The organism is Yoonia sp. 208BN28-4, assembly GCF_037543925.1.
In the GTDB taxonomy this organism is placed as follows: domain Bacteria; phylum Pseudomonadota; class Alphaproteobacteria; order Rhodobacterales; family Rhodobacteraceae; genus Yoonia.
Map to the genome: position 1 here is coordinate 235,930 of NZ_JBBIFY010000002.1, position 24,270 is coordinate 260,199.

Consider the following 24,270-nt stretch of genomic DNA (forward strand, 5'->3'; position numbering starts at 1 on the left):
CAAAGGGCTCTGACAGCGTGACGGATGCGGGTTGCTGTGTCCAGCCAACGGCATGTGACGTTGTTCCGGTTGCCGACCGAAATCCGCTGGACCCGTTGCGGCAGGGGGCCTATCACTCAGTGATGAATACCCCATCTCCCTCTGTCCAATCTGTGCCGGCCCAAAGCTATGCGCAGCACAGCTCTGCCATTTTCCGGCTGGGGCTGCCGCTGGCGCTCAGCAACATGGCGCAGTTTGCAATCCACATCACCGATACGCTGATGCTGGGGCGCTATGACGTCACCGCGCTGGCCGCGGCGACCATCGCCACCACGCTGTTTTTCGTCACGTTTATCGTGGGTGCAGGCTTTGCGACGGCTGTGACGCCAATGGTCGCCGCCGCCGCCGAGGAGGCCGACGACCAGAAGGTCCGGCGTGTCACGCGCATGGGGCTGTGGCTGTCGATCATCTACGGTATCGTTTTCACCATTCCGTTTATGTGGTCCGAAGATATCCTGCTTTTCATCGGGCAAGAGCCAGAGGTGGCCGCCGCCGCGCATGACTATCTGCTGATTGCAGCATGGCAGATGGTGCCGGCCTTGCTGGTGATGACGCTCAAGGCGTTTTTCGTGGCGCTTGAAAAGACCGCGATGATCCTGATTGCGACCATCGGCATTGCGCTCTTGAACGTGGTTTTCAACTACGCCCTTATCTTCGGCAATCTGGGCATGCCGGAACTGGGCCTTCAGGGGGCCGCGATTGCGTCACTGCTGGGCAATCTGATCGGTCTGGCCGTGCTGACTGTTTATGCCTTGCGTGCCACGCCGCAGTTCAAGCTGCTCCAGAACTTTCACAAGCCGGACCGCGAATACATGGCGCGCGTTTATGCGCTGGGATGGCCCATTGGCCTGACATCCTTGGCGGAGGGCGGGTTGTTTTCGGCAACCGCCGTGATGATGGGGTGGATCGGCACAATCGAACTGGCCGCCCACGGCATCGCGATCCAACTGGCCAGCCTGACATTCATGGTGCATCTGGCGCTGTCGCAGGCTGCCACTGTGCGGGCCGGGCGCGCGCTGGGGCGGCGTGACGAGGTGGCTTTGCGCCGTGGCGGTGCCGCGGCGATCTTTATGTCGCTGGTCTTTGCGGCTGTCACGATGATCGGCTTCTGGGGCTTTCCCGAATTCCTGATCGCCCTGTTCCTTGACTCGGACGAACCGCAGCGGGTTGACCTGATTGCCGTGGGCGTGGGTCTGTTGTTCATGGCGGGCCTGTTCCAGATCGTCGATGCCTTGCAGGTTATGGCGCTGGGTCTGTTGCGCGGGGTGCTGGACACGACTGTGCCGATGATCATGGCCACGGTCAGCTATTGGGTGATCGGGATGCCGGTGGCCTATCTGCTGGCGTTCCCACTGGGCATGGGCGGTGTGGGCCTGTGGCTGGGGCTGGTTGTGGGCCTGACCGTTGCTGCGGTTTTGTTGTTCTGGCGGTTTTGGTGGCGGTCGGTTTTCATTGACCGTGTCGCGCCCTAAATCTGCATCATGTTTGACTTTATCACCGAAACCATTGTGCAATTTGGCGCGCTTGGCATTGCCGTCTTGATGTTTGCTGAGAACATCTTTCCGCCCATCCCTTCCGAGCTGATCCTTCCGCTTGCGGGCTACCTTGTGGCGGACGGGCAGATGAACGCCCTGACCGTGATGGTTGCAGCCCAGATCGGCACGCTTGCAGGTGCAATGCCGTGGTATTGGGCAGGCCAAAAGCTGGGGAAAGGGCGGCTTCTTGATCTTGCCGACCGCCATGGGCGCTGGCTGACTGTAACGCGGGCCGAGATGGAGCGGGCTTTTGCTTGGTTCGACCGCAATGAAAATCGTGCCGTGTTTCTGGCCCGTCTGGTGCCGGGATTGCGCACCGTCATTTCGCTGCCAGCAGGGATGGCGCACATGCCGCTGACCCGCTTTCTGGCGCTATCCGCCGCAGGAAGCTTGATCTGGACGGCTGTTTTGTTGGCCGCAGGGTTTGTGTTGCAAGCCAACTACGCCCGTGTCGGGGCTTGGATGGATATGGTGGTGAACGTGGCGCTGATCGGGTTGGTGGGTGTTTACGTCTGGCGCCTGATCCGCTGGCGGACCTAGTCTGACGTATCGCTGTCGCGCAACAGCCGGTCGGCCTTTTTGCGCACCAGTACAGTGCGTAGATCATGCATGGCGAGCAGCAAAGGGTCGGTGACGGATTCAAGATCCTCGTCCGAGGCTTTGGACTGCACCCATTGCGTCGTCAAATTCAGATGGTCCACGGCGCGGTGGATGTCGTCAATATCGCGCCGCGCGAGCAGCGCCACACGATCATTCAGCCAGTTCTGAATCGCGTCGATATCTTCGTCCGTCAGCGTGCGATCACCATGCGGTTTCACCTCGCCATTACGGACGTTGACCACAGCCACCTGATCCATTTCGATCCGGCGCTGACGGTTTTCGGTATCCACACGGAACACCGCTGCCCCGTTTTCACGGATCCGAAAATAGTAGTCTGGAAGCTCTGCGCCCATGAAGGCCTCTGGATGTTGTCAGGCGAACGTTATCAGCCCCATATCAACAGGACCAGAACGGTTTTATGGCGCGATTGCGGCAGATCGGGGTGCTAGAGTTTTCTGGTAAATCCTGTCGCCCTACGTCAGCCCTTCGCAAAACGTGATGATGCGGTTGCATGCGTCTTCAAGCGCGGCGTTGGACGTCGCATAGCTGACACGGAAATTAGGGCTTAGCCCGAAAGCTGCGCCAAAAACAACGGCCACGCCGGTTTCTTCCAGAAGGGCCGTCGCAAAAGCCTCGTCATCGGTGATCTGTGCGCCGCCAGCCGAGGTCTTGCCGATACATTCTGCAATGGACGGATACACGTAAAACGCACCTTCAGGGCGGGGGCACACGATGCCGGGCGCTTTGTTCAGCATATCCACGACCAGATCGCGCCGTGTCACGAACAGATCGTTGTTTGGTGCCAGAAAATCCTGCGTGCCGTTCAAGGCTTCAACCGCAGCCCACTGACTGACGGAACAGGGGTTGGACGTGGATTGCGACTGCACCTTGCGCATTGCCTTGATCAGTATCTCTGGACCCGCCGCATAGCCGATCCGCCAGCCCGTCATCGCGTAGGCCTTTGACACACCGTTCACGGTGAGTGTGCGGTCATAAAGCTGCGGTTCCACCTGTGCGGGGGTGCAGAATTTGAAATCACCATAGGCCAGATGTTCATACATATCATCTGTCATGACCCAGACATGCGGATGCCGCAGCAACACATCTGTCAGCGCCTTCAACTCGTCCCAGCTATAGCCCGCGCCCGTGGGGTTGGATGGCGAGTTAAACAAAAACCACTTGGTTTGCGGCGTGATCGCGGCCTCAAGCTGCTCGGCGGTGATCTTGTAGCCTTGCTCCATGACGCCTTCGACAAACACCGGTGTGCCGCCGCCCAGCAGCACCATATCGGGGTAGCTGACCCAATAGGGGGCAGGGATAATCACCTCGTCACCGGGGTTTAGCGTGGCCATTAAGGCGTTATAGAGCACCTGTTTCCCACCCGTGCCGACAGTCACCTGCGCGGGCGTATAATCCAACGCATTGTCGCGCTTGAACTTGGCGCAGATCGCCTGCTTCAATTCGGGAATACCATCTACGGCTGTGTATTTCGTTTTGCCGTCCGCGATGGCCGCAACGGCTGCATCCTTGATGTTTTGCGGCGTATCAAAATCAGGTTCGCCCGCACCCAGCCCGATCACATCGCGCCCTGCTGCCTTCAGCTCTTGCGCCTTGGTTGTGACCGCGATGGTTGGTGACGGCTTCACGCGGTCGAGTGTCGCAGATAAAAAACTCATGGGGGCGCTCCTGTGGTCAAGATGGGTCTGTCATGTCATAGGGTGCGCCACGCCCGTGACGCAAGCGACAAGGAGCCTGATGATGCCCGACGATGAAATTAACTGGTACAGCGAAGAAAACGCCACCTTGGGCGACAGGCTTGCCACAGCCCGCGAGGCCGCAGGGTTAACCCAGGCGCAACTGGCAAAACAGCTTGGCGTGAAAACTTCCGTGCTTGATGGCTGGGAAAACGATCGCAAAGAACCCCGTGCGAACCGTCTGCAAATGCTGACAGGTCTGTTGGGTGTATCGCTACGGTGGCTTTTGACCGGTGAAGGCGACGGCCCTGATAACGAGGCCGAGGATTTGGCCGTGTCTGCCGATCTTGAGGCGCTGCTGGCAGAAATCCGTTCCGTGCGCACAACAGTCGCGGCCGCCGGTGTGCGGTTAGGGCAGTTGGAAAAGCGCCTGCGCACAGCGATCCGCGACCAATGACCAACGAGACACACGAAGCACGGGTCAAGCGGCTTTATATGCGCTCGATCCGTCGCGGCATCAAAGAGATGGACCTGATCCTGTCTGCCTATGCCGCCGCCCATTTGAACGGGCTGAGCGACGACGATCTGGCGCTATACGATGCGCTTTTGGCTGAAAACGATCACGACATCCTAAGCTGGGTCACCGGCCACGCCCAAGAGCCGGAGCAGTATCGCGCCATCATGGACGATATCCGTGGACTGGCCGAAGGTCTGACCCGCCCCGGCGCGGCATTGTAGAAAACACAATCGCTTAACCAAACATTCGTGAATTTGGCCGATAAGCATCCCGACCCAAGCTGGAGGACCGGGATGAGCATTCACAAGACAGTCGCAGAAGACGCGCCGATCGCGCCTCATTCGACGGCTTTCATGGCCAGTTATCTGGACGGTTTAACGCTGGTTGAACGACTGCACCGGCTTTTGCTGGATGTGATCAAGGATGAATTTGAACGCGTGGGCGTGCAGGAAATCAGCCCCGTGCAGGGCTTGCTGCTGTTCAATGTCGGCCTGAACGAGGTGACCGCAGGCGAGCTGAAATCGCGCGGCTACTATCAGGGGTCGAACGTCAGCTATAACCTGAAAAAGCTGGTGGACGCGGGCTATATGCACCACCAGCGTAGCGAAATTGATCGCAGATCAGTCCGCGTCAGCCTGACCGAAAAGGGCCGTAAGATCAGGCTTGTGGTGGGTAAGCTGTTTGCAACCCATGCCAATGGCCTGACCGATGGCGGCGTGTTGGATCAGGAGGGGCTGGACGATATCAACACCGCCCTGCGGCGGGTCGAACGGTATTGGACCGAACAAATCCGCTATATCTATTGATCGGGTGGCGTCGCGTCGCTTAACGCAAGGCTTGTCAATTCGCGCAGCAGCTTACGCTCCATCGCGGCGGCGTAATCGGTAAAGCCAAGTGCGGCCTCCACAAATGCATCAGGTCCCCGAATGACGCGGGCGGCGAAATAGGATGAAAGTTCCTTGATCTCGGCTTGCCTGCGATCATGGCTCCCTGCGCTCGTCGCGATCACCAATCCGTTGACAACAACACCGGCAGGGGTGCGGCTGTCGGGAATGTCCTGCGGGCGTGGTCCGGTATTTGCCTCACCGTCGCCGGAAATATCCAACGTGCGTTTCCAGCAGTTTTGTCGTTGATCCAGCAGATCAAAACCAAAAATCATTGCCGAACCAATGGCTGTAGTCAGATCAGCGGTCACGCGATTTGTGGATCGGAGAACCGTCGTCGCTGCTGCAAGGTCATCCGGCGTCAACAGTGTCTGCCAATCCAGCACGAGGCGCTGATAGGTCGGCCCGCTCCACTCATAAACGGCAATATCGACAGGGGCTGCCGATTGTGCGAACAAAACCTGCTGCACCGCCTCGCTTTCCAGCGCTGTGGCCAGGCCATCAAGCTGCAACCGGTATTCAGTTGCGTCAACGGAACCCGAGACATCCAAGCCCAGCGCTAGCGCCTGACGACATGCAGCATCAGCAGTCGACGCAAAACACGCTGAAATTATTGCGAAGAACCGTATCATCCGCGCGTCGGTGTGTCGGTGGCACCAGTGCGCCCGATCATCTGGGACAGCAATTCTCGCAGCAGTTTGCGCCGCATCGTTTCCTCAAAATCTTCAAACCGTGTAGCGATTTCCAAAAACGCGCCGGGGCCGCGTAGAACTTCGTTTCGGTAAAACGGGATCAGCCCATCGTTTCCAGCAAATGATCCGGCATCAATCACAAGGCCATTCACGATGACATTGTCGAACGGGAATGCGGCGTAAGCCTCTGCAGGACCAAACCCGTGATTGTTTTTCCCGTCACCGGCGACATCAATCGTGCGATTTGCACAGGCCGGCACCTCGCGCAATTTGGTGGCGGCAAAGCCCAAGGCATAGCCCAGCGATGTGGGCGAATCCCGCGCAATGCGGGTGCTATTGGCAACGGTATTGGCGGCATTGAACAACACTTCCGGTGACGTGATCGCAACCCAATCGACGATGATGTCCTGATTGTATTGCCCGCTCCACTCAAAAATCAGCAGGGACACCGGGTCAGAACTGACCAGAAACGCGTCCTGAACATCGGGATGGAGGAGGGCGCTTGCCAGCCCATTGCGCTGCAACGCGTCTTCGCGCGCATCAACCGAATTGGACACATCCATTGCCAGAACAAGCGCGAGGCGGCAGGCATCGGCAGCGCCGGACCAAAGGCCCAACGCTGCACAAATGCCAAGTGTTTTCAACACGGTGACTTACCAGTGACCTGTGTTTTCCATGCTGGCCCAAGGCTCCTGACTGGGAAGATCATCGCCTTCTTGCAGGAGTTCGATCGAAATGTTGTCGGGCGAGCGTACAAACGCCATATGCCCGTCGCGCGGTGGACGATTGATGGTTACGCCGGCGTCCATCAGCTTTTGGCACAGATCGTAGATGTTGGGCACACGGTAGGCCAAATGCCCGAAATGACGGCTGTCATCCGGCAACGCATCATCGCCGTCCCAGTTATAGGTCAGCTCTACCGGGCAATCCTCGTCACCGGGGGCCGCCATGAAGACCAGCGTGAAACGCCCGCCTTCGTTTTCCATCCGCTTGGTCTCTTCCAGACCCAGCAGGCGATAGAAATCCATAGACTTTTCAAGGTCTTTCACGCGCACCATCGTGTGCAGATATTTCAAACCCATGTTCGTATCCTTTCAATTGCTTGTCAGGAACCTAGAGCCAGCAGACCGGAAGGCCAAGGTGGCGTGCTAGAATGATGACTGCAAATCAAAGCCGACGCGGGTATATTCGCGATCAAACAGGTCGATCGAGGATTCCTGTCGTGTCGCCTCGAACGTGACCACGGGTTGAAAGCCAAAAAGCTCGACCTGAGAGACCACCGCCCGCATCCGCGCAGTTGTCGTGCGATCAGTGCGTTCGTTGACGCCAACGTCAAATCGCGAGTCGTCGTAAAGGCGTTCTTCGTATTCCAGACCAAATCCCACATCGAAACCAAGGATCGGCTCCGCCAGATTGTAGTCACCGGCGACGCGGTAGGACGTGTAATCGGAATCCAGTGTGTCAGAGTCGCTTTCGCGAAGGCCAAGCGTGAACTGCGCCGTGTCACCCCACGAAAACGCGTGGGTCCAGCTGCCAGTGATGCCAAAGCTGTTGATCGGATCCTGATCCTGAAGCCCGACCGTGCGTTGCAGCGACATGGACAGGTTCAAGCGATCAGTCGGTGTCAGGTTCCAGGCATGCGAACCGGTCAGCGTGGCAGACCGCGAATAGGGTTCATCGGCGTACCAGTTTTGCGAGACCTGAAAGCTAAGCGATGTGGGCAGGTCGCCGGGCCGGCCAATGAACCGATGCGTCACACCAAATGTGAGGTTGGCATCGGCATAGTCGCTGCCTTCGGCGTCAGGTGCTTGTTCGCGGGCATCATCGCTGAGCCTGTAAGTCCGATAGTTGGCCGCGGCGGTCAGAAATGTGCCGCTCGTGTCTGTTGTGCGCAGACGGTAAGCAGTGTTGAAGCCGCCGCTGATCTCGTAGCCGGACAGGGCCTGCGCATCGCCGGACAGGTCTGCGGGTGCGTTCGGGTCACGCCCAAAGAAGATGTTCAACTGTTGCAACAGTTCGGTTGGCTGCGTTGTCTCGCTCGCGCTGCCATTGTTGATGTTGCTAGATGGCGTGATGCCAAAGCGGAAGCTGGTCGACCACGGATTGCGATTGCGCAGAAACTGGTAGTCTTCGGCGACGCCTTGTGCCGCTGCGGCGTTCGGGGCGAATTGGCGCGCAAGGCGGAGCCAGATTTGTGCGCGGGTATCATTGCCCTGACGCGCGTGGGCCAGAGCGACAAGGCGCGCGGATGTAAATGTCGCCTCGCGGCCTTCGGCCTCCCAGAATGCCTGACGCCCGCGCGTAATTGCGGTGGCGTAGTCTTCTTGCACAATGGCAGTTTCGGTGCGCAGCAGCAGGGCGCTGACGTTAGACGGCGCGACAGACAACAAGGCGTCAGCCCCTTCAGCGGCGGCAGCAGGGCGCCCTTCGCGGAGTGCCTGCACAGAGGCTGCATAAAGATCGGTCGGAGTAATCAAAATATCTTGGGCTGCCAGCGGAGACGCGAGCAGCCCAAGTGCGAAAATTGCAGTTTTATGAAAAATCATTGTTTCCTCAGCGATAAACGATAAAGCCTCCGGTTTCCTGAGCTGTGACCTCTTGGTAGCGGGGATCAAGCGATTCCACTTTCAAGACGCCGACAATTTCACCACCGTCGCTTGGGTCAGTCGTATCACCTGCGATGACTGCATAATAGTTGCCTTCCTCATAAGTGACGCGCGATCCGGTGTCCGAGAGGATCGAGTTGGCAACACGGCCACTGAATTCGCCGTTTGGCTGGATGTCTGTGCCACCGACAGTGATCGAGAAGGGCAGGCGTGGGAGAACGAGCCCGCCTTCGCCGCCAAGCGCAACAGGCGACCCGTCAATGTTGAAGGCTTGACGGTTTGTCACCTCACCGCGCACAGCGTTGTTGTCGTTGAAGTCACGGAAATCGATGGCAATTTCCATGTCACCCTGTGTCAGCTCCATGCCATCGCGGCCTGAAAAGACACGCACGCCGGCATAGCTGCCGGTAAAGATCGCCTGACCCGTTTCCGGCAGAACCACCGATCCGTTACGTTCGTATAGATAACCACCAAAGCCGAAGCCCGTAAAATCGCCTGTGCGCACAATCGCAAGCGACGTGCGCGGTTCGCCTGTATCAAGGCTGTTTTCACTTACACCGTAAATTGCACGGAAGGGGCGAACCTGATCGATGGCATTGCCTGTCAGGAAGTCAGGTGATGCAACGTCGGCCTCGTAGACCTGGAAGGCAGAACCAAGCTGCGAAATCGGATCACCGCGTGAATATGTGTTTTCACCGTCAAAACCCAGACCATCCACGATCAGCGCATCACGCGGCAGCGGGATATATTGCACAGCAGACACGCGGCCATTCACGGAACTGTCGCCAGCCGCCTCTGCCCGGATAATGTCGCCACGGGCGATCAGGTCAGTGCTTTGTGGTGGGCGTACGGTGCCCGTATTAAGCGAATCGGTCGCGCCGGTGTTGCCGTCAGGGTTGTTGCCACCGGCTGCATCTGTTGTGCTGCCACCTGTGTCACCGCCGCCGGTCGAACCGCCGGTATCGCCGCCACCTGTGCTGCCGCCGGTTGTTGAACCGTCCGTGCTGCTTTCGTCAAATGTGAAGGGCTGGCCATCACCACAGGCGGCCAGCGAAAGGATCAAAAGCAATGGTGCGGAAAAACGGATCATGGGGCGGCCTGTTTTAAGAACATATTGTTGACGCAATCATCGTTAACGCACCCTTTGGAGTCAATGCGAGATACGCCGCCGGACCACATCATTTTACGCGATATCGAGGTTTTTAGATCACAACCCTCAATATATAGTGAAGAACGACTCGCTCGCTTACAGGAGAACTTGATGCCCATCACAGCCGAACAACAGGCCGAAATCGACGCGCTGCGTAGCGCACCGCAACCCACCTTGCGGGCCGTTTCCGCCGGCATGGAGGAGCATCTTTATCGGGCATATGATGTTTTAGATCATGGGTTTATCCGCGTCATTGATTACATGGGCGACGATGCCGCGATCTGTCAGGCCGCGCGCGTATCCTATGGCAAGGGCACCAAGTCGGTTCAGAATGATGCGGGTCTGATCCGCTATCTGATGCGTCACTGGCATTCGACCCCCTTCGAGATGTGCGAGATAAAATTGCACGTCAAATTGCCGGTTTTTGTCGCGCGACAGTGGATTCGCCACCGGACAGCGAACGTAAACGAGTATTCTGCGCGGTATTCGATTCTTGATCGCGAGTTCTATATTCCAGAGCCGTCACAGCTGGCGGCACAGTCGGTGATTAACAATCAGGGTAGGGGTGCTGCGTTAACACCGGATGAATCGGCGCGTGTGCTTGAGATCCTCAAGGGTGATGCCGCGCGGTCGTATGATCATTATGAGGAGATGATTACTGACACATCCGATCAGGAAGGCGGCAAACAGGGACTTGCGCGCGAACTGGCGCGGATGAACCTGCCCGCCAATATCTACACTCAATGGTACTGGAAGGTTGATCTGCACAATCTGTTCCATTTCCTGCGCCTGCGTGCGGATACCCACGCGCAATACGAAATCCGCGTTTATGCTGATGCGATCTGCAAGGTCGTCGCCGATTGGGTCCCCGCTGCCTATGGCGCGTTCGAAGACTACCGCATGGGCGGGGCTGTTTTGTCGGGAAAGGGGCTCGATTGCCTCAAGCGGATGCTGAAAGGCGAGGACGTCACGCAGGAAACATCCGGCATGAGCAAAGGCGAATGGCGCGAGTTCAAGGCTGCGCTGGACGACTAGACAATCATCCGCGCCGCGGCGCGGACAATTCCCGCAGACATGAAAAAGGGGCGACACCAGCGCGGTGTCGCCCCTTTTCATTCACGACAGCGCGATATTTCCCGCCATCTGTCGGCCATCACGGCCGTCAATCAGATCATAGGTGACTTTCTGGTCATCGGCCAAACCGGTGAGGCCAGACTGTTCGACCGCCGAGATATGCACAAAAACATCTGCTCCACCCTCATCGGGTGCAATAAACCCGAACCCTTTGGAAGTGTTGAACCATTTGACTGTGCCGCTGGGCATGTGACATCTCCATCTTCGGTATTTCATTCAAGGTGACCTAGAGTTAGGCCGATTTCTTGAAAGACAAACAATCATCGGCTGGAATGGTTGCATGATGTGTGGCAACACGCCGCGGGTGCATAAAACGGGGGCAGTGATGCGACTGATTGGTTTGAAAACATGCGACACCTGTCGCAAGGCGCTGAAAGAACTGCGGGCGGCGGGGCTTGATCCCGAGGTGATTGACGTGCGTGCAGATGGCGTCACGGATGCCGATCTTGATGCAATTGTCGCAAATTTCCCCCTCAAGGCGGTGAACAAATCGTCCACCACTTGGCGAGGATTGTCGGACGCCGAAAAAGACAGTGATCCCAAGGCGTTGTTGCAAGCTCATCCAACTTTGCTGAAACGGCCCGTCATCATTGCGGATGACATGACGATAGGGTGGGACAAGGCCACACGCGCCCGTTGGCTTGGCGATGCGGCGATGGGTGCATAGCTAGGTCTGGCAACAACAGGAGAATGACATGCGCAGTGCCGCAAGCCTTTTGGGTATCATCGCCGGTTTGATCGGCATCATCGTTGGTATGGTCGGTTTTGGTTTTGCCACGGTAACCGAGCAGAACGCGGAACTGGGCGAGATTTTCGGCCTGCTGGATAATCCCGCGTTCGTGAAATTCGCAAGCTTCTCGGCGCCCTTGCTGGCGATTGCCGGTGGCGCGATGGCCAAGACCCGCGCGCTTTGGGGCGGGATCGCTTTGCTGGTGTCGTGTGTGTTGTTCTACACAGGCTTTGGGTTCAACGTGGGCACGATGTTCCCGATCGGCTTTGCCGGACTGGCTGGCGTGCTGGCGATTGCGGCGGGGAAGCCGGACGAGGAACGCGCGCATTTCTGAGCGTTCCGTGTGTTGACGGGGCAGGAGCCTCCGGCGGGAGTTGTTTTGGCCAAATGAAGACGGGGCGCGGCAGGTTGATGCCGCGCCCCGCTTTTTGACAGTGCCGAATTTGCGACTAGCGCAAGTCTGGCGGGGTGGCTTCGATCTTCAGGTCGGCGACGATCTCGTCCAGCGGCACAACCTTCGTCTGTTTCTCGCCCAAGCGCCGCAGGTTCACCGTCCGGTCCCCGACCTCACGCGCACCAATAGCAAGAATCGCTGGCACCTTGCCGTGACTGTGTTCGCGGACCTTATAGTTGATCTTCTCGTTGCGCGTATCGGCCTCGGCCCGCACACCGGCGGCGCGCAGGGCGGCGACAACCTCGTTCACATAGTCATCCGCGTCCGAGATGATCGAGGCCACAACAACCTGACGCGGGGCCAGCCAGAACGGCAGCTTGCCCGCGTGTTCTTCGATCAGGATACCGATGAAACGCTCAAACGATCCCAGCGTCGCGCGGTGCAGCATCACAGGGCGGTGCTTGTTGCCGTCCTGCCCGATGTAAGTCGCGTCCAGCCGTTCGGGCAGCACAAAGTCCACCTGATGGGTGCCGCACTGCCAGTCGCGGCCAATCGCGTCGGTCAGCACAAACTCCAGCTTGGGGCCATAGAACGCGCCTTCACCGGGGTTGATCTCGGGTTCGATCCCTGCCTTGCGGGTGGCCGATAGCAAAGCCTCTTCGGCCTTGTCCCATACTTCATCCGATCCGGAGCGTGTTTCTGGTCGATCCGAGAATTTCACGCGGAAGTTCTCGAATCCAAGGTCTTTGTAGATGCCCGACAGGAAGTCGATATAAACCGCTGTTTCGCTCTCGATCTGGTCCTCGGCGCAGAAGATGTGACCGTCGTCTTGGGTGAACCCGCGCACGCGCATGATGCCATGCAACGCGCCGGATGGCTCGTAGCGGTTGCACGACCCGAATTCGGCCATGCGCAGCGGCAAGTCGCGGTAGGATTTCAGGCCTTGGTTGAAGATCTGTACGTGACACGGGCAGTTCATCGGCTTGAGCGCGTTTACGGCCTTTTCGCGGGCATGCTCCTCGTCCACTTCGACGATGAACATGTTTTCCTGATATTTTTCCCAGTGGCCCGAGGCCTCCCACAGCTTGCGGTCCACGACCTGCGGGGTGTTCACCTCGACATAGCCGCCCGCGCGCTGCTGGCGGCGCATGTAATCTTGCAGCAGCGTGTAAATCGTCCAGCCGCCCGGGTGCCAGAACACCTGACCGGGGGCTTCTTCCTGCATGTGGAACAGGTCCATCTCGCGGCCCAGCTTGCGGTGGTCGCGTTTGGCGGCTTCCTCCAGACGATGCAGGTGGGCCTTCAGCCCTTCTTTGTTGGTAAACGCCGCGCCGTAGATACGTTGTAGCATCGGGCGGTCGCTGTCCCCGCGCCAGTAGGCGCCCGCGATGTTCATCAGTTTGAATGCGTCGCCGGGAACCTGACCCGTGTGTTGCAGGTGCGGGCCACGGCAGAGGTCCTGCCAGTCGCCGTGCCAATACATGCGCAGCGGCTCGTCGCCGGGGATGCTTTCGATCAGTTCGACTTTGTAGGGCTCTCCGCGGTCCTTGTAGTACTGGATCGCGCGATCACGCTCCCAAATCTCGGTGCGGACCTCATCGCGCTTGTTGATGATCTCTTTCATCTTCTTTTCGATCAGCGCGAGGTCTTCTGGCACAAACGGCTCCTTACGATCAAAATCGTAGTACCAACCGTCCTTGATCACAGGCCCGATTGTGACCTGCACATCGGGCCAAATCTCTTGCACCGCGCGCGCCATGATGTGCGCCAGATCGTGGCGGACCAGTTCCAACGCAGGCTCTTCGTCCTTCATGGTGTTGATCGCGATGCTGCTGTCGGCGTCGATGGGCCATTGCAGGTCCCAGTGCTGGCCATTCACCGTGGCAGAAATCGCCTTCTTGCGCAGGCTGCTGGAAATGTCAGCGGCCACGTCGGCGGCAGTCACACCGGCATCATACTGGCGTGCGTTACCATCGGGAAATGTCAGAGAGATTTGGGCCATATGTCTGGCTCCTTGTCGGTTTGGCGCCCACGGAACGCCCGGTTGCAGGGTATATCGCAGCCCTTTTGCGCAGGGGAGGTGGCCCTGTCAAGCGGCTGGCTGGCCTGATCGAATTCCAATTCGGTCTGGGTGTCAGCGCACCAGTCATACCGCGGGATCGCTACGTTGCAAATGCAACCTGGCCGTGCCATCTAAGCGCCACACAAAACCCTTATCCTACGGACCTCACTTCATGACTTTCAAATTGTCTCTGCCCGCCCTGATCTGTGTCGGAACCCTGTCAGCTTGTGGCGGGTCATCGTCTGGCATTGGGTTCGATCAACTGCGTGGCACCGGGGAACGTGTCACACTCGCGCTGCGCGATCTTGACTCTACGCCATTGCGGGACTTGCCGTCTGGCACGGCGACTTACGAGGGGATCGCGGTTCTGGGTGAAGCGCCGTCTTCATTTGCAAGTCAGGCAGAATATGCCGTTGTCGGCGCCTCGACCGTCACAGTCAATTTTGCTGACGCCGATGACATTGTGGCGTCCGTTACAGATTTGTTTGAGGTTGCCCCCGAATCGCTGAGCTCCGACAGCGACCTCCGGTTTGAACAGTCAGCGCGCGCAGTTGATGGCGGGCTGACCTATGACGCAACAACAGAAGCCATCACCGGTTCAATCACACGATCTTCAGGCGAAACGCGCGACTACGAACTGTTCGTGACAAGGAGCGAATACCTAGGCGACGATGCCGAGGGGCTTGAGACAATCAGCACGGGCCAGTCCACAAGCGAAGGCAGCAGCCCGAAATTTGTGTTCCTGCGTACGTCTGGGTTGCGCTGAATACAATCACGCGACGCCTGCCAAAGGGTCAGCCGATGTGTCTGCCCCTTTGCAGGATGCGGATTGCCAAGATTGTATACCCAGATAGACCTTGCATGCGACACCCCGCTTGCTAAAAGCGACACATCGTTTCCAATCGGAAACGCATCGTCGTCAAAAGGGAAAACCCCGGGAGTATTTGAATGGCTGCCTATAACCGCACTTTTGAACTGAGCATCAATGACGTCGCCCTGATCGAAGAGGCGCTGCGCGCGCGCGGTCGCGAATTGTCGAACATGCGTCTGGCTTTGTCAGAAGAAAACCCCGCCCACCTTGAGGCGATCCGCGTTGTCGAAGGGGACCAGCGCGAGAACGAAGGTCTTTTGGGACGTCTTCATAACCAGAAGATTTTTTACCGTCCCAAAAAGGCGGTTTACGTCAGCGGCTAATGCTGTCGCTGCTCTCGGATTAACGCATTCTTAACCATGGTGCCGTCTGATCGGACGAAGCCCGCAGGATTGGCCTGCGGCGTTTTCGTTTGTCGTGGCCCGTGACTGGCCGCCTGTCGGAGCCTGAAATGCGATCCATTACGCTTCAAAAGCCAATTTTGCGCATGGCGCTGATCGCTTGCCTTCCCGTGTTGACAGCTGGTTGTGGCGGATCGGGCGGCGATACCTCCATGACGGCAAAACCACCATCCATCGCCCGCTTTGACGACGGTATCGACATCCTGCGCCGTCTGGGAGGCGAAGCGGCCATGGCGCCGCTGACGCCAAGCCGTGGGCTGCCCGCCTCGCTGGCGCAATATTCCGGAGCAGTTCTGATCGACGCAGGCGATCTGCCAACGATCGTCGGGAGGCTTGAAGTGGACGTTGATTTCACCGCCGCCGGACAGGTCAGCGGCACAGCGGATCTCTTTCAGGATTTGTCGGGGGGCGCTTACAGCGGCACACTTTCTGCAACTGGCGGGCAGATCACGTCCGAAACCTCGCTCGGGGTGGAAACGGTTGATCTGGCGCTGGACCTTGATGGCAACCTCGCGCGTGGCGGGGGCGATGACGTCACTTATGACCTAAGCTACACGGGCACGTTCTTTGGCGCGGCAGCGCAATACCTGTCAGGCAATCTGCGCGGCACGGCACTGTCGGATGGCAATCCGGTTGGCGTCACCGGACAAGCCGAACTGTCGCGCTAGGCGGCACCTGCACGCGGGGGCTTGCGATGCATTGTCCGGTGTGATGATTTCGGACCATGACACAAAGCGACACACCCACATTCGTCACCCCGCAAGGCCGCAGGCTTGCCTATCATCTGACCGATGGCACCGGCCCCGCGATTGTCTTTCTTGGCGGCTTTAAATCCGACATGGAAGGCACGAAAGCCATCCATCTTGAGGCTTGGGCCAAGCGCGAGGGGCGTGCTTTCCTCCGGTTCGACTATTCCGGCCACGGACAAAGCTCCGAGGCGTTCACCGATGGTGCGATTGGCGACTGGTTTGAGGATGCCTGTGCGGCACTAGGGCTGATCGCTGGCAAGGTGATCCTTGTGGGGTCGTCCATGGGCGGCTGGATTTCGCTCTTGGTTGCCCGCCAGATGCCAGAGCGGATTGCAGGCATGGTCACAATCGCAGCCGCGCCCGATTTCACCGAAGACAGCATGTGGGCAGGATTTGACGCGGCACAGCGCGATGAACTGGCCAGCGCGGGGCAGGTGGCTTTGCCGTCGGACTATGGCGATCCCTACATCATCACCGAGCGTCTGATCACCGAAGGGCGTAACCGGCTTGTCCTGCGAGAGCCGCTGGCGCTCCCGTTTCCGGTGCGGTTCTTGCAAGGCACAGCGGATGCGGATGTGAAGATGTCGGTGGCGCTGCGCCTGCTGGATCATGCGGACGGACCAGACATGCGCCTGACACTTGTGGACGGGGCCGATCACCGCTTCTCCGACGACACCTGCCTTGATCTGATCGTGCAGTCCGTGCGCGACGTGATAGACGCATAGACCACAACGCCACGTCACGCTTTGTGCAATCAGACACCGCCCCTAAGGTCGCGCAAACGCCTTGGGAGGGGACCGTCATGGCACTAAGCACACTTCAAAAAGCAGGCTGGGGACTGGCCGACATGGGCGTGGTCGTCTTTGTGGTGGTCAAGCAACTGCTGATCCTAGCGTTTCTGACTTCCTACCTTGGGGTACCGGTTGGCATTGCCGGTCTGGTGACGACGGCTGTGCTGGTCTTTGACATGATCACCGATCCGCTTGTCGGGTATCTGTCTGATGCCACGCAAAGCCGCTTTGGCAGACGCGCGCCGTGGATGGCCACCGGCGCGGTTGTGATGGCGGCGGCAATGGTCGCACTTTTTGCCGTGCCAGAAGGCTTGGGGCAAACCGGCAATCTGGCATGGGTCACAGGCTTTTTCATCCTTGCGACAATCGGATTTACGATGGTCGCCATTCCCTATGGCGCCCAAGCGGGCGAGATCACGCAAGACCCCAAAGAGCGGTCGACCATGACAGGCTGGCGCATGGGATTTGCCAGCATCGGCATCCTTGTGGGCGGCGCGGTGATCCCCGGACTTGCTGGCGGAATGGGCTATGCCATGGCAGCCCTGACGGTGACGCCGCTGATTGTGGGGGCGGTGTGGTTATCGCTGTGGTCCACGCGAAAGGCACCCCGCGTTGCGGATGCAGCAAAGGTATCACTGCGCGGCATGTATGGTCTCGTCTTCACCAACAAACCCTTTGTCGTGCTGGTGATCCTCTACGGCGTAATGACGCTTGCGATCGCGCTGATTACGGCGGGCCTGCCCTTTGCGGCCATTTATCTGATCGTGGACAGTGGTGATACGATGCTGTCGGGGGCCGCGGCGGCGCTGACCACCCTCAGCCTGATGTTCGCGGCCTTTGTCGTGGGCTCCATTCTCAGTCAGGCGATCTGGGTCCTTTTGTCCCACGCGCTGGGCAAGGTGACAGCGCTGGTGATCGGCCTGTGCCTGTATGCTGTCCTGCTTTATGGCCTCTATACCGTCCTGCCATCGGTCAACGTGACCGCGATTGCTGGCATGTTTGTCTTGGCGGGCATGACGAACGGCGCGTATCAGCAGATCCCTTGGGCGATTTACCCCGACCTGATGGATGTGACCCGCAACCAGACAGGGGCCGCGATTGAAGGGGCGTTTTCAGCTGTCTGGCTCTTTGGGCAAAAGCTGGCCAACGCCGCTGCACCCGCCCTGCTTGGCCTGATCCTGTCTGTGGCAGGCTGGCAAGAGACGCGTGACGGCGTGGCACCGCAAAGTGACACGGCATTGGCCGCACTGCAAACCGCGATCACATTGGTGCCCGCTGGTATTTTGCTGGTGGCGGTCCTAGGTTTGATTGCAATCTATCAACCATTGGTGCGCCGCCTTCATGCCTGACATTTCGACCCTGACCGACGACCTTGATCGCGCCGAAAGCCTTGTGCCGCGTCTGCGTGCGGGCTGTCAGAAGCAGGTGGTCTGGGCAGGCCAACCGGGCGCAAAAACGGCGCTGTCCGTCATTTTTATCCACGGGTTTTCCGCGTCCTGCGGCGAACTGCGGCCCTTGCCCGATCTGGTCGCCGAGGGACTTGGCGCGAACTTGTTTTTTACGCGACTGACAGGTCACGGGCAGGACGGTGCTGCCATGGGTGAGGCCACGTTACAGGCGTGGCTTGATGACACGGCCGAGGCGCTTGAGATCGGTCAGACCATCGGTGACGAGGTGATTGTCATTGGCTGTTCCACCGGCTGCACGCTTACAACACTTGCGCTGACGGCGGGCGCGCAGATCAAGGGCTTTGTTCAGGTATCCCCCAACTACGGGCTGGCGCACCGGATCGCTCAAGCCGTGCTGGATGCGCCGTTCTCGGATCGCTGGGGCCATCTGGTCGCAGGTGCCACCCGCGAGTTTGAGGTGCAAAGCCCCGGACACGCGCAATTCTGGACCACGCGCTATCCGATCCGTGCCGTCAATCCGATGGGGCAGGCTGTGCGTGCTGCCAAAGCGGCCAAATTGGAAGACCTGACCACGCCGACACTGGCGGCATTCACCGAAACCGATCAGGTGGTCAACGCGGGTTCAATTCACCGCGTGCTTAAACGCTGGGGCGGGCCGGTCACGCATGTGCCGCTCGTGCAGGGGCCTGATGATGATGCGATGGGGCACGTGATGGCCGGCGATGTGTTCAGTCCCAAACAGACCGCCCCCTTGGCTGCGCGGATAATTGACTGGGTGCGCACGCTTTAGCGGTCGGGTCTTGCGGTAACCGGCAGATGGGGCCTAGAAGGGATTGCACCCTGACGCATGCAACGACGTCGGGGACCCACAAAAGGCCTCAGGCATGACCAGCGAAACCCTTGTTCTTATTCCGCCAATCCTGTGCGACGCGCGCGTTTTTGCGCCGCAAATGTCTGCGATTTCAGCGCAGCACAGCGTTCTGTTTGCCGTCACCCGACACGGCGAGCGGATCAGCGAGATCGCATCGACCATTCTGGATAGCGCGCCGTCGCGTTTTGCTCTGGCAGGCATGGGCATGGGCGGGATGATCGCGATGGAGCTGTTTCGCCGCGCACCGGGCCGGATCACGCGGATCGCGCTGATTGCGACAAACCCGCAGGCAGATACGCCTGACGTGGCCGCCAACCGCGAACCGCTGATTATTGCAGCACGCGCAGGCCGGATGAATGACGTGATTGCGCATGAACTGGCACCTGCGGCACTGGCACCCACCGCCAACCGGCCCGAGGTGGCAGCACTGGTGCAGGATATGGCGCACGGGCTTGGCCCCACCGCTTATGTGAAACAGGCCCGCGCGATGCAGCGCAGGCCCGATCAGCAGGATGTTCTGCGCAAGATCAAGGTGCCAGCCCTGATTATGTGTGGTGACCATGATACCCAGAATACCGTGCGGCGGCACGAATTCATGGCGGACATGATCCCCTATGCAAAGCTTGAGGTTCTGCCAGATGCCGCGCATCTGCCGACGCTGGAGCGGCCCAATCGCAGCACGGCCATCCTGCAAAGCTGGATGGCCGAGCCGTTTGTGCTGCGCTAGGCGCTTACTTTAGCGCGACGACCTTGGGGTCTTTGGCCTTTGGCGCGGATTTGCTTTTGGCCTTTGGCGTGTCGCTTGCGTTGGCATCAATGAAATCGAGCACCAGCGGGCGGATGTTGTTGCGCCAGCTTGATCCCGCGAAAATGCCATAGTGGCCCGCACCGGGCTCAAGATGTGCGGCCTTCTTGCTGTCGGGCAGGCCCGTCAGTAGATCAAGTGCGGCCAGACACTGACCGGGGGCCGAGATATCATCGTCCTCGCCCTCGACAATTTTGACGGCGACAGTGGTGATCTTGCCGATATCCACGCGGCGGCCATCGACGACAAAGTCATTGCGCGCGATGTCACGATCTTTAAACACGCGTTCCACCGTGGACAGATAGAACTCGGCTGGCATGTCCATCACGGCCAGATATTCGTCGTAGAATGCGTTGTGCTTGTCATGTTCTGAAGCCTCGCCCTTGGCGGTGCGAATGATCTGGTCGCGGAAGGCGTTGGTGTGCGTTTCACTGTTCATCGAAATGAACGACGCCAGCTGCAACAAACCGGGATAGACCATGCGCCCCACGCCCGCATATTTGAAGCCGACACGCTGGATCATCGTCTGTTCCAACTGGCCCATCGTGACGCGGCGGCCAAAATCTGTGACGTCCGTGGCGGCGGCGTCAGGATCAATCGGACCACCGATCAGGGTCAGCGACAGCGGCTGCGCGTCTGGGTCTTCTTCGGCAAGATAGGCCGTCGCAGCCAGTGTCAGCGGGGCAGGCTGGCACACGGCAATGACGTGAATGTCGCTACCCAGCTCGCGCATGAAATCGACCAGATAGAGCGTGTAGTCCTCAACATCGAACTTACCCGCACTGACAGGAATGTCGCGCGCGTTGTGCCAATCGGTGACGTAAACTTCGCAGTCGGGCAGCAGGCTGATGACTGTCTTGCGCAAAAGCGTGGCGTAGTGTCCCGACATCGGGGCGACCAGCAGCACACGGCGCTTGCGCACATCGCGGCCCGGCATGGTGAAATGAATCAAATCGCCAAACGGCTTTTCCATCACGGTTTCGACAACCACAGGGAAATCGCGGCCGCTTTGGCCTGTGACGGGGGGGATGTTCCAGTCGGGTTTCACAACCATGCGGCTGAACGTGCGCTCTGTCACTTCGCCCCAGGCACCCAGCCAGTCCATTGCAGGGTTCGCGGTCATCGACATCACTGGATAGGCGGCAAAGGCTCTTGCTGTTGCACCAAGCCATTGATTTGTATTCCGGATGCCTTCCATCATGTCGTAGGTCATCATATACTTCATTGGAAACGTAACTCCTGCATGTTGCTGCCGCTCATCTGGCAAAACCTGTCACCTGACAAATGCTGCACATGCACGGTAGGAGGACTGGCCGACCATGACAACCGATGATTCAGCACCCGACACAACATCTGCCCAAAATGTGACAAAACTAGAGGCAAATCTGGGGCGGATCGAGGAATTGACCCAACGTCTGCTGGCTGCGATGGCGCAGAAAAAGCAATCTCCGGCATCATTGCAGGGTCCATCGCCAGAGCTTTATGCACAAGCAGCAACGGCCTACATGACCGAAATGATGAATAATCCGGGCAAGATTATCGAACATCAGCTGTCCTATTGGTCCAAATCGGTAAAGCATTTTGTAGAAGCCCAGCACGTGCTGGCCCAAGGCAAGATGGAGCCACCCACAGACGAAACACCCGCCGACCGCCGCTTTGGTCACGAGATGTGGGAGACGAACCCCTACTTTAACTACATCAAACAACAATATCTGATGAACGCCGAAGCCGTTCAGACCGCAATCGCCGATATCGATACGATGGACGGCGAGGAAAAGAAGCGGCTGGAATATTTCGGTCAGCAGATCATCGATATGTTCAGCCCGACCAATTTTCTGGCCACCAACCCCGAGGCGCTGTCGCTCGCCGCCGAGACCGAAGGCGAAAGCCTGATCAAAGGTCTTGAAAACATGATCAACGACCTTGAGGCCAACAACGGAGAGCTTGTCGTCACGCTGGCCGATAAGCAGGCGTTTTCCGTCGGCAAAAACCTTGGCACCACGCCCGGGCAGGTCGTGTTCCGCAACCACATGTTCGAGCTAATCCAGTATACGCCCGTGACAGAGCAGGTTTACAAGACGCCGCTGGTGATCTTTCCGCCGTGGATCAACAAGTTCTACATCCTTGACCTGAAACCGCAGAACAGCATGATCAAATGGGCGGTAGAGCAGGGCTATACCGTCTTCATCGTGTCGTGGGTGAACCCCGACGCCAGCTATCGCGATACGGCCATGACCGATTATGTCGAAGACGGCTATCTGACCGCGATCGCGCAGGTCAAAAAGATCTGCGATGTCAAAAAGGTCAATGCGGTGGGCTATTGCATCGCTGGGACCACGCTGTCAATCACGCTGGGGCTGATGGCGCAGCGCAAAGATACGTCTGTTAACGCCGCCACGTTCTTTACAACGCTCACAGATTTCTCGGATCGCGGCGAAGTGGGTGTGTTCCTCGACGATGATTTCGTTGACGGGATCGAGGCCGAGGTGAACGACAGCGGTATCCTGTCGTCATTCTACATGTCGCGCACGTTCAGCTTCCTGCGCTCGCGCGATCTGATCTACGGCCCTGCGATCAACAGCTACATGCTGGGCAAGGCACCACCTGCCTTTGACCTGCTGTATTGGAACGGCGACGGCACCAACCTGCCTGCAAAGATGTCCGTCGAATATCTGCGCGGGCTGTGTCAGGACGACAAGCTGGCGACGGACGGATTTCCCATTGCCGATACCACGGTCCATTTGTCCGAGGTGAAGGTGCCTGTCTGCGCCATCGCCTGTGAAACCGATCACATCGCCGCTTGGAAAAGCAGCTATCGCGGCGTGCAAAAGATGGGATCAAAGGACAAAACCTTTGTCCTGTCCGAAAGCGGGCACATTGCGGGTATCGTCAATCCGCCCAGCAAAAACAAATACGGACACTATACCAACCCCGAGCTGGGCCTCACGCCGGAAGACTGGCAGGCGGATGCCGACCATCACGCAGGATCGTGGTGGCCGCGCTGGCATAAGTGGCTGTCGAAAAAGTCCGGTAAAAAGGTGCCCGCACGCACGCCGGGCGATGCGACACATCCCGTGCTGGAACCCGCACCCGGCAGCTATGTCAAAGGCGAGCGGCCCACCTAGGTTTTGATGTAGCGCAATACCCCCGCGATCTGGGGCGCATCAGGATCATCGCTGGGATGGATCTGCCCCTCGTTGACCGGCACATCGGGAAAATCAAACGGGCTGATCCCTTCAAGGCAGGCCGCGTTCACACCGTATTCGTTCGGGTTCGACCGCCTGCGGTGGTGGGTGTATATCCTGCATGTCTTGCAGAAATAGTGCTCAGCAGTGCGGGTGTTGAACTGGTAAAGCGTCAGGTTGCTATCGCCCTTGGTAATCGTGAATTGATCCAGTTGTGCGGTAAAGGCCACCGCACCCCGCATGGCGCAAAACGAACAGTTGCAGCGCCTTGGGGCTGATGTGCCACCGGTCAGCGTGGTTTCGAATTGCACAGCGCCGCAATGACATTTTCCCTTGTGGGTTGAGTCGGCCATGATCTGCATCCTTGTCTTGCCCTAAAGGCAGATTTGCGAAGTTGGAATGGGCTTACAAGGGCAAAAAATTTACGGTGGAATCGGGAAAAAGGCGCGTCAGCGCCGTTGTTTTACAGTTAAATCAGGGCATTATGCACCTGCAGAAAAAATCTATGCTGCAGTGCAGAAAATACTTGAAATGCCGCAGTGCAGCATGTATCTATGTGTCAGACGAGAACAGCGGGTCCTCCCCCCGCGAGACACACCAAGTAACCTGAAAGGTTGTTTACAATGGCTAAGACACAAGATTTCACCGCAGTCTTCAAAGACATGATGGGTTCTTTCCCAGTTGACACAAAAGCATTCGACGATGCTTTCAAATCCCAGACAACACTGGCCGAGAAAATGTCCGCAGTCGCAATCGACGCTGCTGGCAAGTCGACAGACCTGTCCGCAAAGTGGACACAGGACACACTGACAAAGCTGCAGGACATGTCCAAAGCCAAGGCAGAACCTGCTGACTACGCAAAAGCAATGACAGACTTCGCAACTGCAAACGCTGAAGCTGCTGCCGAGCACATGTCCGCTTTCGCCGAGATCGCGAAAAAGGTCCAGACACAGACAATGGAACTGATGATGGCCGCTGGCAAAGACATGTCCGAGGACATGCAGGCTGCCGCAAAGAAAGCCACTGAAGAAGTTACAACAGCTGCGAAAAAAGCAACTGCAAAGTAAGTCACAGGATTTCGCCGGACTGATCCTCCCTTGAAGTCCGGCACTCCTGAAAGGCGGTCCGCATAATGCGGGCCGCCTTTTTCG

The 24,270-nt window shown here is 58.3% G+C and carries 28 protein-coding genes; 17 read left to right on the forward strand and 11 right to left on the reverse strand.

The window, feature by feature from the left end:
- Positions 1 to 122 precede the first annotated feature (122 nt).
- Both V8J84_RS07250 and V8J84_RS07255 read left to right on the forward strand, forming a co-directional pair.
- Complete coding sequence (locus tag V8J84_RS07250; protein WP_339929564.1) at positions 123 to 1,511, forward strand: MATE family efflux transporter; 1,389 nt, start codon at positions 123 to 125, stop codon at positions 1,509 to 1,511.
- A 9-nt stretch (positions 1,512 to 1,520) separates the two neighbouring features.
- On the forward strand, positions 1,521 to 2,114 hold the full coding sequence (locus tag V8J84_RS07255) for a DedA family protein (protein WP_339929566.1): 594 nt from the start codon (positions 1,521 to 1,523) through the stop codon (positions 2,112 to 2,114).
- On the opposite strand, the gene V8J84_RS07260 is transcribed toward V8J84_RS07255, so the two are convergent.
- Both V8J84_RS07260 and V8J84_RS07265 read right to left on the reverse strand, forming a co-directional pair.
- Positions 2,111 to 2,527: a hypothetical protein gene (locus V8J84_RS07260; RefSeq protein WP_339929568.1), complete on the reverse strand. Its 417-nt coding sequence runs from the start codon at positions 2,525 to 2,527 to the stop codon at positions 2,111 to 2,113. The genes V8J84_RS07255 and V8J84_RS07260 overlap by 4 nt on opposite strands.
- 120 nt (positions 2,528 to 2,647) lie before the next feature.
- The gene (locus V8J84_RS07265; protein WP_339929570.1) at positions 2,648 to 3,850 is read right to left on the reverse strand and encodes a pyridoxal phosphate-dependent aminotransferase; all 1,203 of its coding nucleotides are present in this window, start codon (positions 3,848 to 3,850) and stop codon (positions 2,648 to 2,650) included.
- 82 nt (positions 3,851 to 3,932) lie between these two features.
- Here V8J84_RS07265 and V8J84_RS07270 point away from each other — a divergent pair, with 82 nt between their 5' ends.
- The 3 genes from V8J84_RS07270 to V8J84_RS07280 all read left to right on the forward strand — a co-directional run bounded on the left by V8J84_RS07270 (position 3,933) and on the right by V8J84_RS07280 (position 5,191).
- Entirely contained in the window at positions 3,933 to 4,325 is a 393-nt protein-coding gene (locus V8J84_RS07270) for a helix-turn-helix domain-containing protein (protein WP_339929572.1), read from the forward strand.
- Complete coding sequence (locus V8J84_RS07275; RefSeq protein ID WP_339929574.1) at positions 4,322 to 4,606, forward strand: succinate dehydrogenase assembly factor 2; 285 nt, start codon at positions 4,322 to 4,324, stop codon at positions 4,604 to 4,606. The genes V8J84_RS07270 and V8J84_RS07275 overlap by 4 nt, the downstream gene beginning before the upstream one ends.
- 72 nt (positions 4,607 to 4,678) lie before the next feature.
- Positions 4,679 to 5,191, forward strand: a complete 513-nt coding sequence (locus tag V8J84_RS07280; protein ID WP_339929576.1) for a MarR family winged helix-turn-helix transcriptional regulator — start codon at positions 4,679 to 4,681, stop codon at positions 5,189 to 5,191.
- Here V8J84_RS07280 and V8J84_RS07285 read toward each other — a convergent pair.
- The 5 genes from V8J84_RS07285 to V8J84_RS07305 all read right to left on the reverse strand — a co-directional run bounded on the left by V8J84_RS07285 (position 5,185) and on the right by V8J84_RS07305 (position 9,657).
- A complete protein-coding gene (locus tag V8J84_RS07285) occupies positions 5,185 to 5,901 on the reverse strand; it encodes a DUF1194 domain-containing protein (protein ID WP_339929578.1) in 717 nt (238 codons plus the stop codon). The two genes, V8J84_RS07280 and V8J84_RS07285, sit on opposite strands and share 7 nt — an antisense overlap.
- Positions 5,898 to 6,608 carry a DUF1194 domain-containing protein gene (locus tag V8J84_RS07290; protein WP_339929580.1) on the reverse strand — a complete coding sequence of 237 codons (711 nt, stop codon included), beginning with the start codon at positions 6,606 to 6,608 and terminating at the stop codon, positions 5,898 to 5,900. The genes V8J84_RS07285 and V8J84_RS07290 overlap by 4 nt, the downstream gene beginning before the upstream one ends.
- A 6-nt stretch (positions 6,609 to 6,614) precedes the next feature.
- Positions 6,615 to 7,043, reverse strand: coding sequence for a VOC family protein (locus V8J84_RS07295; RefSeq protein ID WP_339929582.1), 429 nt, complete (start codon positions 7,041 to 7,043; stop codon positions 6,615 to 6,617).
- A 66-nt stretch (positions 7,044 to 7,109) separates the two neighbouring features.
- Entirely contained in the window at positions 7,110 to 8,507 is a 1,398-nt protein-coding gene (locus V8J84_RS07300) for a hypothetical protein (protein ID WP_339929584.1), read from the reverse strand.
- Between the two features lie 7 nt (positions 8,508 to 8,514).
- A complete protein-coding gene (locus tag V8J84_RS07305) occupies positions 8,515 to 9,657 on the reverse strand; it encodes a hypothetical protein (protein ID WP_339929586.1) in 1,143 nt (380 codons plus the stop codon).
- A 171-nt stretch (positions 9,658 to 9,828) separates the two neighbouring features.
- Here V8J84_RS07305 and thyX point away from each other — a divergent pair, with 171 nt between their 5' ends.
- Positions 9,829 to 10,752: an FAD-dependent thymidylate synthase gene (thyX, locus tag V8J84_RS07310; RefSeq protein WP_339929588.1), complete on the forward strand. Its 924-nt coding sequence runs from the start codon at positions 9,829 to 9,831 to the stop codon at positions 10,750 to 10,752.
- An 81-nt stretch (positions 10,753 to 10,833) separates the two neighbouring features.
- Here the strand turns inward: thyX and V8J84_RS07315 are convergent, their stop codons facing one another.
- A complete protein-coding gene (locus V8J84_RS07315) occupies positions 10,834 to 11,040 on the reverse strand; it encodes a cold-shock protein (protein ID WP_339929590.1) in 207 nt (68 codons plus the stop codon).
- A gap of 136 nt (positions 11,041 to 11,176) precedes the next feature.
- Between V8J84_RS07315 and V8J84_RS07320 the strand changes: the two genes are divergently transcribed.
- Positions 11,177 to 11,518, forward strand: a complete 342-nt coding sequence (locus tag V8J84_RS07320) for an arsenate reductase family protein (protein ID WP_339929592.1) — start codon at positions 11,177 to 11,179, stop codon at positions 11,516 to 11,518.
- 28 nt (positions 11,519 to 11,546) lie between these two features.
- Positions 11,547 to 11,915 (forward strand): hypothetical protein, encoded by a 369-nt coding sequence (locus V8J84_RS07325; RefSeq protein WP_339929594.1) that lies wholly within the window; start codon positions 11,547 to 11,549, stop codon positions 11,913 to 11,915.
- A gap of 115 nt (positions 11,916 to 12,030) precedes the next feature.
- Here the strand turns inward: V8J84_RS07325 and thrS are convergent, their stop codons facing one another.
- A complete protein-coding gene (gene thrS / locus V8J84_RS07330; RefSeq protein WP_339929596.1) occupies positions 12,031 to 13,977 on the reverse strand; it encodes a threonine--tRNA ligase in 1,947 nt (648 codons plus the stop codon).
- Positions 13,978 to 14,209: 232 nt separating this feature from the next.
- Between thrS and V8J84_RS07335 the strand changes: the two genes are divergently transcribed.
- The 7 genes from V8J84_RS07335 to V8J84_RS07365 all read left to right on the forward strand — a co-directional run bounded on the left by V8J84_RS07335 (position 14,210) and on the right by V8J84_RS07365 (position 19,856).
- On the forward strand, positions 14,210 to 14,803 hold the full coding sequence (locus V8J84_RS07335; RefSeq protein ID WP_339929598.1) for a hypothetical protein: 594 nt from the start codon (positions 14,210 to 14,212) through the stop codon (positions 14,801 to 14,803).
- A 182-nt stretch (positions 14,804 to 14,985) separates the two neighbouring features.
- Positions 14,986 to 15,231 (forward strand): hypothetical protein, encoded by a 246-nt coding sequence (locus V8J84_RS07340; protein ID WP_339929600.1) that lies wholly within the window; start codon positions 14,986 to 14,988, stop codon positions 15,229 to 15,231.
- Positions 15,232 to 15,419: 188 nt separating this feature from the next.
- Positions 15,420 to 15,977 carry a hypothetical protein gene (locus tag V8J84_RS07345; protein ID WP_339929602.1) on the forward strand — a complete coding sequence of 186 codons (558 nt, stop codon included), beginning with the start codon at positions 15,420 to 15,422 and terminating at the stop codon, positions 15,975 to 15,977.
- 56 nt (positions 15,978 to 16,033) lie between these two features.
- Positions 16,034 to 16,783 carry an alpha/beta fold hydrolase gene (locus V8J84_RS07350; RefSeq protein ID WP_339929604.1) on the forward strand — a complete coding sequence of 250 codons (750 nt, stop codon included), beginning with the start codon at positions 16,034 to 16,036 and terminating at the stop codon, positions 16,781 to 16,783.
- Positions 16,784 to 16,860: 77 nt separating this feature from the next.
- Positions 16,861 to 18,198, forward strand: a complete 1,338-nt coding sequence (locus tag V8J84_RS07355) for an MFS transporter (protein ID WP_339929606.1) — start codon at positions 16,861 to 16,863, stop codon at positions 18,196 to 18,198.
- A complete protein-coding gene (locus V8J84_RS07360) occupies positions 18,191 to 19,048 on the forward strand; it encodes an alpha/beta hydrolase (RefSeq protein WP_339929608.1) in 858 nt (285 codons plus the stop codon). The genes V8J84_RS07355 and V8J84_RS07360 overlap by 8 nt, the downstream gene beginning before the upstream one ends.
- Positions 19,049 to 19,142: 94 nt before the next feature.
- A complete protein-coding gene (locus V8J84_RS07365; protein ID WP_339929610.1) occupies positions 19,143 to 19,856 on the forward strand; it encodes an alpha/beta fold hydrolase in 714 nt (237 codons plus the stop codon).
- A 4-nt stretch (positions 19,857 to 19,860) separates the two neighbouring features.
- Here the strand turns inward: V8J84_RS07365 and phaZ are convergent, their stop codons facing one another.
- Positions 19,861 to 21,159 (reverse strand): polyhydroxyalkanoate depolymerase, encoded by a 1,299-nt coding sequence (gene phaZ / locus V8J84_RS07370; protein ID WP_339929612.1) that lies wholly within the window; start codon positions 21,157 to 21,159, stop codon positions 19,861 to 19,863.
- Between the two features lie 94 nt (positions 21,160 to 21,253).
- Here phaZ and V8J84_RS07375 point away from each other — a divergent pair, with 94 nt between their 5' ends.
- Positions 21,254 to 23,059, forward strand: a complete 1,806-nt coding sequence (locus V8J84_RS07375) for a PHA/PHB synthase family protein (RefSeq protein WP_339929614.1) — start codon at positions 21,254 to 21,256, stop codon at positions 23,057 to 23,059.
- Here V8J84_RS07375 and V8J84_RS07380 read toward each other — a convergent pair.
- Complete coding sequence (locus tag V8J84_RS07380; RefSeq protein ID WP_339929616.1) at positions 23,056 to 23,472, reverse strand: GFA family protein; 417 nt, start codon at positions 23,470 to 23,472, stop codon at positions 23,056 to 23,058. The genes V8J84_RS07375 and V8J84_RS07380 overlap by 4 nt on opposite strands.
- Before the next feature lie 270 nt (positions 23,473 to 23,742).
- Here V8J84_RS07380 and V8J84_RS07385 point away from each other — a divergent pair, with 270 nt between their 5' ends.
- On the forward strand, positions 23,743 to 24,186 hold the full coding sequence (locus V8J84_RS07385) for a phasin family protein (protein WP_339929618.1): 444 nt from the start codon (positions 23,743 to 23,745) through the stop codon (positions 24,184 to 24,186).
- Positions 24,187 to 24,270: the final 84 nt, after the last annotated feature.